The 9,957-nt window shown below is 50.5% G+C and carries 10 protein-coding genes; 7 read left to right on the forward strand and 3 right to left on the reverse strand.

All coding sequences use genetic code 11. The features are described 5' to 3' along the window. The coding region (locus tag ACESLU_RS07785) for a YfhO family protein (RefSeq protein WP_372637486.1) at nt 1-451 on the forward strand (451 nt) is incomplete at its 5' end. A gap of 533 nt (nt 452-984) precedes the next feature. Here the strand turns inward: ACESLU_RS07785 and ACESLU_RS07790 are convergent. Further along, nucleotides 985-1,770, reverse strand: coding sequence for a sulfotransferase family 2 domain-containing protein (locus ACESLU_RS07790; protein ID WP_372637489.1), 786 nt, complete (start codon nt 1,768-1,770; stop codon nt 985-987). An 80-nt stretch (nt 1,771-1,850) separates the two neighbouring features. Next, nucleotides 1,851-2,681, reverse strand: a complete 831-nt coding sequence (locus tag ACESLU_RS07795) for a glycosyltransferase (RefSeq protein WP_372637492.1) — start codon at nt 2,679-2,681, stop codon at nt 1,851-1,853. Between the two features lie 93 nt (nt 2,682-2,774). On the opposite strand from ACESLU_RS07795, the gene ACESLU_RS07800 reads away from it, so the two are divergent. From ACESLU_RS07800 to ACESLU_RS07825, 6 genes are all read left to right on the forward strand, one after another. Continuing rightward, nucleotides 2,775-3,704, forward strand: coding sequence for a glycosyltransferase (locus tag ACESLU_RS07800; RefSeq protein WP_372637495.1), 930 nt, complete (start codon nt 2,775-2,777; stop codon nt 3,702-3,704). A gap of 39 nt (nt 3,705-3,743) precedes the next feature. Then, complete coding sequence (locus tag ACESLU_RS07805) at nt 3,744-4,619, forward strand: ATP-grasp fold amidoligase family protein (protein WP_372637498.1); 876 nt, start codon at nt 3,744-3,746, stop codon at nt 4,617-4,619. Between the two features lie 55 nt (nt 4,620-4,674). Beyond that, complete coding sequence (locus ACESLU_RS07810; protein WP_372637502.1) at nt 4,675-6,162, forward strand: lipopolysaccharide biosynthesis protein; 1,488 nt, start codon at nt 4,675-4,677, stop codon at nt 6,160-6,162. 40 nt (nt 6,163-6,202) lie between these two features. Beyond that, nucleotides 6,203-7,189, forward strand: coding sequence for an NAD(P)H-quinone oxidoreductase (locus tag ACESLU_RS07815; RefSeq protein ID WP_372637505.1), 987 nt, complete (start codon nt 6,203-6,205; stop codon nt 7,187-7,189). A 188-nt stretch (nt 7,190-7,377) separates the two neighbouring features. Further along, on the forward strand, nt 7,378-8,667 hold the full coding sequence (gene hisS / locus ACESLU_RS07820) for a histidine--tRNA ligase (RefSeq protein WP_372637508.1): 1,290 nt from the start codon (nt 7,378-7,380) through the stop codon (nt 8,665-8,667). A gap of 57 nt (nt 8,668-8,724) precedes the next feature. Further along, nucleotides 8,725-9,729: a hypothetical protein gene (locus tag ACESLU_RS07825; protein WP_372637510.1), complete on the forward strand. Its 1,005-nt coding sequence runs from the start codon at nt 8,725-8,727 to the stop codon at nt 9,727-9,729. A gap of 21 nt (nt 9,730-9,750) precedes the next feature. Here ACESLU_RS07825 and ACESLU_RS07830 read toward each other — a convergent pair. Then, a partial coding sequence (locus ACESLU_RS07830; RefSeq protein ID WP_372637513.1) for a TrkA C-terminal domain-containing protein occupies nt 9,751-9,957 on the reverse strand: 207 nt, incomplete at its 5' end.

Below are 9,957 nucleotides of genomic sequence, written 5' to 3' on the forward strand. Positions count from 1 at the left end.
CGTAACCACCGTCTCAGGTCCCCGGCAAGCTGTGGACCTGATGAAACCGTCGGCCGGTTTTAATCCGGCTGCCAAGGCCATTGTTGAGACTGCTGAAACTATAACTGCCTCAACAGATACAACGGCCCGGGCCTCGGTAACATCCTACGACGCCAAAACCATTGAAATTGAAACTTCGTCCCCAGACGAAGGATTCCTGGTGTTGAGTGAAATCTATTATCCTGCGGGATGGGAGGCTACGATTGACGGTGAACCGGCGACGATCTTCAAAACAAATTTCGTGCTGCGGGGACTCCAGGTACCGGCGGGCGAGCACACAATTCGCATGACTTTCGAACCCGCCTCCAACATCTGGGGCCTGCGCCTCGCCTGGGCGGGACATATTCTGCTGTGGGTTACCGGCATCGGGGCAGTGGGCCTTTGGAACAGTAAAAGAGATACAGCCCCATGATGACAGGTGGCAGGTAGTTTACATTTGTCCTCTGATTTCTCCATTTGCAATTCTTACTTCACATTTTTCCCTCCATCCTTTTCCAGGAGAATGACACTGAATCGGCCAAAATACGAACCTTTATTTTAACCTATGAACTAAAGTCGGTTGCTATTAATATGTCATTAAAAGGATATTAACTCCTATTAGATATGGATTACTTATATATTACCTACCTTAAAGAAAAAATACTTGTTCTGTATAGGGTAATCCTCGTATATTGTCAACAGTTACTTGAAAGAAAGCTCTGCAGCCGCAGGGCTTTTGTTGTTTTGCTCCCCTCTGAAGAAGCATATTCCCCGGTTTTTTATCCTTTGTCGGAGATACGATCGATTCGTAATTTTCTCTCGTCCAGTCATGGGACCATCACCCGATTAAGCGTGTGTATGGTTGGATCCAAATCATGTCACTATTTCCTTGACTTCCCTTTTAAATCTCCTGGATCAGCCAACTCAGTGGTCTCCCGGGTTGCCAGCAAAATTATCCAACTCAGCTCAAAATTCCCCTCTTTTCATTTTCCTGTGCTCCTTAACAATTTCTTGCGGGCTAAAGTAGCGATTCAACAGCTCATAATCCGGGCTATAAAAATCTATGGCATGCCGCAGCGCCTTTCGGGATAAATCAGCCAGCGTTATTTTTGTGCCCCCGGTTTTGCGCTGGCGCAATTTCAACCCCGGCTTGTAGGTGCGCAGCATGGCTACCAGCTCCGGAATATCCCCCATCGTAAATACCCGGTCCAGATACGCGAGAGTGCCACCTAAAAATGCGCTTTGCAGGCGGGAATGATGCTCTATGCTTTTGTTAACCCTCCGGTATTCCTCCAAATGCAGAAAAAAGGTATTGATATCCGGCTCTGTGGGCACGTCCAACCGCTTCAATGTACTGCGGCTGGACGTCAAGTCGCCTAAATCCACTACCCGGTTGCGATAACAGGAGATCAGTCTCCTCACCGGGTCACGAACCAGGGCAAAGCGGGTACTGCTTGTCTGCTCTCTCAGCGCAGAGACACTCGTGAAAGCAGCGGGACGTTTTTTATAGTAGTCGTGGTGCTCGCGGTAGTCGGAAAACGCCGGCAGATCGGCATCAAACCGCCTGCCGAATTCGATCTCGTGCAGGGCATGTTTGATCGAAGTGCAGGCATTTTTGGGAATGGGAATATAAATGAGCTGCTGCTCGGGCAGATATATTTGATGCACCTGGTATCCGGGCAGTCCCAGCCGCCGGCAGCTGAAGCGGCAATAGAGCCGGATGTCATCAATCAGGCGTTTTAAAAATCCCATAATTCTATTATAACCGTTGGTGTACTCTGTTTATATATACAAGCAGAAAGATACAGATAACGCACATGGCGGTCAGGGTTTCACTCCAGCATTCCACCTGCTATCAGATTTTTTATCTCTTTCCAACAGCGGTGAGGAGGTACCCACCCGATCAAATCAGCAAGTCCCGTTACCTTTCCCGTAGCCTTTCTAATATTATAAAGCTGGTACTTGCGCTGGCTCCGGCTCATTTTCGATTTGTGTTTCTGGTAAAATTTCAGGTAGCCCCGCAGCTGATCCCGGGGATTAGAGATGCGCCGCCCGCCGTGTTCCATATGCACATCCTGAAGCGGTTCCCGCACGTTTTTTACCGGGCCAAACTGTTCTGCCAGGCGGATCCACAGGTCATAATCCTGGGCCGCCTCCAGTGTTTCGTCAAAACCACCCACAGCCAGCAGACGCTCCTTCCTGATCAATCCCTGGTTTCCCACGTAATTGGAATACAGCAGGTCACCAAGCGTTATTTCTGCGGGCTTTTGCCACACGGCGCTCCTCTTTTCATACACCATGCGCACATCTGAGGTTATAAAAGCGTACTTGTCGGAATAAGCTTCCATAAGCTTTTCAACCCGGCGCTCAGACCACGCATCATCGTCATCGAGTCCCGCTACAAAGGCCCCGTCGGCCGCTTCAATACCCTGGTTGCGCGCCCGGCAGGCACCCGCCGGCTTACGGTTCCGCAGCAGCCGTACCGGTACCGCTTCCCTGTAGCCTTCCACCACCGGCGCCACATCTTCTTCGGAACCGTCGTCCACCACCACCAGTTCCATACGGGGATAGCTCTGCACAGCCACCGAATCGAGCGCACGCGGCAACAACGTCAAACGATTGTGGGTAGTGACAATAGCCGATACAAGCGGTTTCTCATTCATAAGGGGATTATTCGCAATAATATCAAAATTAGCATAATTCGCAGTAAAAAATGTATTTTCAAGCTTTACAATAACGCAGATTATACCAGCGTAATGCACAACCCACCGAAGGTCACATTTATTATTTGCACGTACAATCGTGCCGGTTATCTCGATGATACCCTTCGTTCACTAAAGCGACAGCAACATCTGCCTGAACTCCCGGTCGAAGTGCTCGTCGTCGACAATAACGCTACCGATGCGACCCCTCAGATCGTCAAGCGGCATCAGAAGTCGTATCCCAAAGATCACAATCCCATCCGTTATATCAAAGAGTCGAATCAGGGCCTCTCCCATGCCAGAAACCGGGGCATTGCAGAGGCCGCAGCTTCCTGTGTCGTGTTTCTCGACGACGACATCCGTGCCACAGAAATGCTGATGCCCGCCTGGCTGAACTTCTTCGAAACACATCCGGAAGCCGTCGCTGGCGGCGGGAAGATCCATGTGCAATTCGATGACCCGCGTCCCAACTGGATGTCGCATTTCCTGCTGCCTCTGCTGGGACATCATGACCTGGGCAACGCACCCAGAACATATCCCGGGAACAAGTATCCATTCGGAGGGAATATGGGGTTTCGCAAGAACATATTCGACCGGCTGGGAACTTTCGATACCAACCTCGGCCGCATGGGAAACCAGCTCAAGGCCAGTGAAGAGAAAGAATTTTTCGAGCGACTCAAAGCGGAAGGCGTTGCGATCCAGTACCTGCCCCAGGCCATGCTTTATCACCGGGTGGACAAAGGGCGGCTTACTGAAGCATACATCAGGCGACAGGCGGTGGGGCTGGGACAGAGCATAGCGCTGCAGGTGGAGCACAAGCCCGTGAGCAGGATCAGGAAATGGATCCTGGAACTGGGAAAATGCATGGCCACCTTTGCTCTCTTTCTGCCGTACGTGATATCCCTGCAACCCGCCAAGGGCGTGATGCTCATAAAATTTCGAAAATGGATTATTGACGGCTATTTCACAAAACGACCGGAATAGCCACCTGCCTATTCCCCGGTTGTTGCAACGTTTACGATTATGAAAAAGCTCTTACATCCCCTTTTGACAAAACTTTTCTGGGGAGTGGTTCGCCATTTGCTCTCGGATAAGGGATATGCGAAAGTCCGGTACTGGCTGGAACTGGACGAATGGCCGGATATTGAGCAGCCGCAAAAATTTACGGAAAAAGTTCAGTTTATCAAGCTGTATGAACGCACAGAACTGCGAAAAAGAGTGGCGGACCGTATAAAAGTGAGAAGGTTTGTAGCCGAAAAGGTGGGTAAGGAACATCTTGTACCGCTTATTGACACCTTTGACACGCTCACAGCAGCGGCCTGGAGATCCCTGCCCTCCCAATTCGTGCTTAAAGCTAATCACGGATGTGGCATGATCCGCATTGTGTCCGATAAAGAACAGGAGGCATTTGACGACATTCGACAACAGACTGAGCACTGGCAACAGACCCATTATTTTACCATTGGCAGGGAGTGGGTCTATAAGGACCTGCCGAGGACCCTGCTGGCCGAAACGCTGCTGCTTGATGCCGATCACAATATTCCCAAAGACTATAAGTTCTTCTGCTTTGACGGGCGAGTCAAACTCATCCAGGTTGACTACGATCGCTTCGGGACCCAGAAACGGAATCTCTTCGATCGGGATTTTAATTCCATTGACGGTCGCCTGCTCTATCCGCCCTATACCGGGACCACCCCAAAACCGGAACATCTCAGTGAAGCTATAGAAGTGGCGGAAAAGCTGTCGGCGGATTTCAACTTCATTCGCGTCGACCTTTACCTGCCGGGCGATACGATATATTTCGGAGAGATGACCAACTACCCGGGTAACGGCTTTGTGCCGTTTGAGCCGGAAGCCCTGGAATACCAAATAGGTTCCTGGCTTGATCTAAACAGATAATAAGCGTAACTACAGAAACAAAAACGTTAACCTTAACACTTAACTTTCGAGTCAGTTGGGCGTAATCATTCGACAGAGCATTCAAAACACGGTTATCTCCTACCTGGGGATTGCCCTGGGCTTTGTGTCAACGATTTTACTCTATCCCCGTATTCTACATCCCGACCAGTACGGGCTGACCCGGCTGCTCATTTCACTGTCTCTGGTTTGTGCCCAGTTTGCTCATCTCGGGGTCAAAAATATCGTCATACGCTATTTCCCCTATTTCCAGCACTCCCGGCAGTCCAAAGGTAAGTTGCTCGCACTGATCCTGCTGGTTCCGATGGGGGGCTTTCTGCTGTTTACCACGGCCTATCTATTACTGCAGGAGCTGTTTTTAACCTATTATGACGATACCTCCGCTCTCTTTAGCGCCTATTACCTTTATCTTGTACCCCTGGTTTTTGCCACGCTCTTTTTTGAGGTGCTTAACAACTATGTTCGGGCCCTCCAGGATTCCGTCACCGGTTCATTTGTCAACGAAGTACTTGTGCGGGCCCTCATTATCCTGCTGCTGGGCATTTATTATTTTAACCTGATCTCTTTTACCGGGTTTATGATTGGTTTTATTCTTACCTACACTATTCAGCCGGCCTATCTGTTGATTTATCTTTATCTCCAGGGAGAACTTACGCTGACTTTTCCCGACATCAACAAACATTCCAAATTCATTAAAGGGATGGGAGTGTACGGGGCCTATTCCCTGCTTGGGGGACTCGCGACCCTGCTGGTGGGCAACATTGATATCATCATGCTCGGTGCCATGATCGACCTTAACAGCACCGCCGTCTACGCCATCGCCTTCTATGTGGGATCGGTCATAGCCGTACCCCAGCGTTCGATCATCAAGATCGCCAGCCCCGTGCTGGCCGGACTGCTGAAAGAAAATAAGTACGAAGAGATCGACAGCCTGTACAAGCGCACCTCCCTGAACCAGATTATTGCCGGTACGCTGCTCTATGTGGGCATCTGGGCGAATATGCATAACCTTATGCACCTGCTGCCCGCCGAATACCAGGGAGCTGAATGGATCATTATCGTGGTCGGTGCGGCCAAGCTTTTTAACATGGCCACCGGCATCAACGGCAGCATCATCATGAATTCCAGGCATTACCGGTTTGACCTTTATACGAATATCATGCTCATCGTCCTTACAATTGGCACCAACTACTTTTTCATTCAGCTCTACGGCATGCTCGGGGCCGCCATCGCCACGGCCCTGTCCATCTTTATCTACAATTTAGTGAAGTTTATTTTTGTCTGGATCACTTTTTCCATGCAGCCTTTTCGCTGGAGTGCCCTGTTTGTGCTGTTGATTGCCGCCGGCTGCCTGGGACTTTCGTTTCAGATTCCGTATCTGTATAATTTCTTTGTAGACTTAATGGTTCGGTCCGCCGCCATCACCATCCTGTTTACAGGGTTAATCCTGCTCTTTGATCTTTCGGACGACGTAAAAAACCTGCTGGCGGAAGGCTGTGATCGCCTGTACAAATTAACGGTGTAACATGCGTTTCCAGTTGAATATGTTCTAAAAAACCTGTGCTATGAAAGCAATTCATGTGCTCAATCCCGGTAAAAACTCAACACTCGAGATCCGTGATACTCCGGTCCCCCAACCCGATCCCCACGAAATCCTGGTCGACGTCAAAGCGACCGCCGTTAACCGTGCCGACCTGCTGCAACGCACCGGCCGCTACCCTCCCCCCGAAGGGGCCAGCCCTCTGCTCGGCCTGGAGATGGCGGGAATTGTTGAACAAGTGGGGAGTGAGGTAAGCAGGTGGCAGGCGGGCGAACCCGTTTTTGGATTACTTCCCGGTGGAGGGTATGCGGAATACTGCACGATCCATGAGCACGTGGCCATGGCCATTCCCCGGAACCTCGCGTTCCCGGAAGCAGCGGCCATCCCCGAAACCTTTCTGACGGCTTTTCAGGCACTGGACTGGTTGGGAAAGCTGCAGGAAAATGAAACCGTGCTTATCCATGCGGGGGGCAGCGGAGTCGGCACCTCGGCCATTCAGCTGAGCCGTCACCTGGTTGGGGCTCGAATCATTACAACGGCGGGTAAACAACACAAGCTGGATACCGCCCTGGAGCTCGGCGCTGATTTCGCCTACAACTATCAAACACAGCACTATGCGGAAGAGATTACCAGTCGGCTGGGTCCCGACGCAGTGGACCTAATTATCGACTTTATCGGCAAACCATACTGGCATAAAAATATGGATGTGCTGGCTGTGGATGGACGCGTGGTATATCTTTCTTTTTTAGGGGGACATAAAATTGATGATCTCAGTCTGGTTCCCATTCTTAAAAAACGACTCCGTATTATGGGTTCGACCCTGCGCTCGCGTTCGCTGGAATACAAGATTGAGCTTACAAAAGATTTTTCCGCCCGGACCCATTCCCTGTTTGAAGAAAAGACCCTGAAACCGGTGATCGATTCAACCTTTGACTGGACAAAAACCGAAGAGGCCCACCAGCGCATGCAGGACAACATAAATACCGGTAAAATGGTCCTTACCGGTATGTGATGGGTCGCAGATCCCCACCATTATAATATAAACAGATCGACAGAAAATCGGTTCGGGATCCGTCTTTATCTGTGACTTTTATAGAAAGAGGGAAATCCATCCCCCTTCCCTATAAAATTGACTAAGGATTTCTGTTTTCATACTCTTATCTTGGGAGCAACTATCTATAATCGAAATAATATAAGTTCATGGCGCAACCGACGTTTAGTACGCACCTGGGAATGGTTGACATCCTGCCCGATGAAGTGGGGAAATGGCAAACTATCGAACGCATTGTCCGCGAGGAGGCTAAAAAATTTAACTTTGAAGAAATTCGCACACCCATCATGGAGCAGACCGAGCTCATTGCCCGGGGCGTGGGCCAGCTCACCGATATTGTCTCCAAGGAGATGTTTGCCTTCCAGCGCGGCGATGACCACTATGTACTGCGTCCCGAGTGCACCGCCCCCGTTGCCCGCGCCTTTGTCGAGCATCACCTGGAGCAGCGCGGCGGAACCCAGAATTTATATTATATCGGTCCCATGTTTCGGGCCGAAAAACCTCAAAAAGGCCGCCAGCGGCAATTCCACCAGTTCGGTGCCGAAATCATCGGGGCCGATGCTCCTGCTGCGGATGTCGATATTATTGCCCTGATGATGGCTATTTACGAGCGGCTGGGCATCACAAATACCACACTGAAAATAAACTCTGTCGGGGATCCCGAAAGCCGAAAAAACTATACCGACGCCCTTACAGACTACTTTCGTCCCCATCTTTCCCAACTGAGCGATATTTCACAGAAACGCTTCGAGAACAACCCGCTGCGGATTTTGGATTCGAAAGAACCGGAAGATCAACCTTTCATTGAAGACGCGCCGGTCATTACCGATTATCTGACCGAAGAAACGTCCGCTCACTACGAGCAAGTCAAAGAGCTGCTGACCGACCTGAACATTTCTTTTGAGGAAGACCCTCACCTGGTGCGGGGACTCGATTACTATACCCGCACGGCCTTTGAGCTCATCAGTCCCGATCTGGGGGCCCAGGACGCACTTGGTGGTGGCGGCCGGTATGACCTGCTGATCGAAGAAGTCGGGGGATCCCCGACCCCTGCCGTCGGCTTTGCAGCCGGTATCGAACGATTGCTGATTGCCTGCGAAGAGCTGGATATCGAACTGGTGGAGGAAGAAATGCTGGACGTGTATATCGTTACGCTCGGCGCAAAAGCCCGGCGATGGGCCCTCAGGCATCTGCCGAAACTCCGCAGCGCCGGCCTCTCCGCCTCTATGGATTATATCGGTCGTTCCATCAAAGCCCAGATGAAAGATGCGGACCGCGAAAATGCCCGCCACACCATCATTGTGGGAGAAAACGAACTTAACGAGGGCAAATTCACCCTCCGCAATATGAAGAAAAGCGAGGAAGACACCTATACATTTGATGAAATTCTAAATCGACTCGCCGCTGATGTTCCTGAAGTCCACAATAGTGTAACATAAGTACCGGCACGGGCGCGAGAAATGAAGTTATCTGCGTAAATACCTGACCCACTATTTATGAAAAAGACAAACTATTATTTAGCTGGTCTGTTGGTTGTGTCTGCCATCGTCATCGGTTATCATTTTTATGCCGCCGGTCAGGCCGAAGAGCAAATCATACAACTCATCGAAGAGCAGACAACAGGTGATCATGCGATTTCGGTAAAACACTCTTCCGTTGAAGTGACCCCGTTTACGGGTAAAATCATTATCCGGGACCTAACCATCATACTGGGCAATCACATAGAGCGTGCCGGCCGCCTTACGGTAGACCTCCGTTATCTCGATGTGCTGAAATTTTATTTTGGAGGGACAGAATATGCCCTGAAGAACCTGAACCGGGCCGAAGCGCTGCTGCTGAACCCATCCTACGTCAATAAGTCCACCCTTCAGCAAGTCTCCTCTGACAGTATCCATATCCATTTCGAGGGTGAGGCGCTCGATGGTATTCGGGCAGCGGTTACCGATACCGTATTCGGCAAACCGCAGGCCATTCGCGCCGAAGGATCCCGGCTCCGGTTACAGTTTCCCAATACGCTTGTCTCCGGTCTGCAGGTTAAAGACTTCCAATACCGCGGGACGGTAGCCGCCGGGGACAGATTGTTTTGGAAGGAGGGCCGGCACGAGGTGACCATGGATTCACTGATCTGGAAACCTTTTGAAGCTTTTCAAGATAAATACGGTTTTTTTATCAAGGGATTTGGCTACTCCACGGATGCCATCCCTTTCCAGTCGGCGCGTTTTCAGTCCACCCCGAAGCCTCAACCGGGCATGCTGCAGGTGCAAACACGGCTGAAATCCGAGCTCGCCCTGTTCTCAGCCGACGGTCTTGTTGACCTGCAACAGCCGCTGGGCAAATCCGCGCTGGAAAACGCAACGCTTTCCATAACAGATTTTTCAGATTCATTCAGCCGGGTGCTGGAAAATGTGGAACAGCTGCTTTCTATTTCGCTTCCCCGCAGTGAAGACGGAATAACGATCCGGATAGAAGGGTCCATTTCGGAACCCGTAATCAACCGGTAGAAACTGTACTGTGTGGGTTAGCTACTCACTGCCTTTATTTTTCCATTTCTTGATCAGGCTTATATCATCAATCTCGCCTATGATGGACAATTCGTCGTTCTCCTCTATAACGGTATTGCCGTGAGGAATTTTAATATCTCCATTTCGTTTAAGAATCGTGATTAGACTCTCTCCGGGCAGTTCGATATCCATTATCTTCTTGCCGATCAGGCTCCTCGTATTGTTTTC

It is taken from the genome of Fodinibius sp. (assembly GCF_041642155.1).
Classification (GTDB): Bacteria; Bacteroidota; Rhodothermia; order Balneolales; family Balneolaceae; genus Fodinibius.

Bases quoted from the DNA above. Each gene is read 5' to 3' on its own strand.
- ACESLU_RS07795 (WP_372637492.1), bottom strand. From the start codon at position 2,681: ATGAATGAGAAACCGCTTGTATCGGCTATTGTCACTACCCACAATCGT.
- ACESLU_RS07800 (WP_372637495.1), top strand. From the start codon at position 2,775: ATGCACAACCCACCGAAGGTCACATTTATTATTTGCACGTACAATCGT.
- hisS (WP_372637508.1), top strand. From the start codon at position 7,378: ATGGCGCAACCGACGTTTAGTACGCACCTGGGAATGGTTGACATCCTG.
- ACESLU_RS07790 (WP_372637489.1), bottom strand. From the start codon at position 1,770: ATGGGATTTTTAAAACGCCTGATTGATGACATCCGGCTCTATTGCCGC.
- ACESLU_RS07815 (WP_372637505.1), top strand. From the start codon at position 6,203: ATGAAAGCAATTCATGTGCTCAATCCCGGTAAAAACTCAACACTCGAG.
- ACESLU_RS07805 (WP_372637498.1), top strand. From the start codon at position 3,744: ATGAAAAAGCTCTTACATCCCCTTTTGACAAAACTTTTCTGGGGAGTG.
- ACESLU_RS07825 (WP_372637510.1), top strand. From the start codon at position 8,725: ATGAAAAAGACAAACTATTATTTAGCTGGTCTGTTGGTTGTGTCTGCC.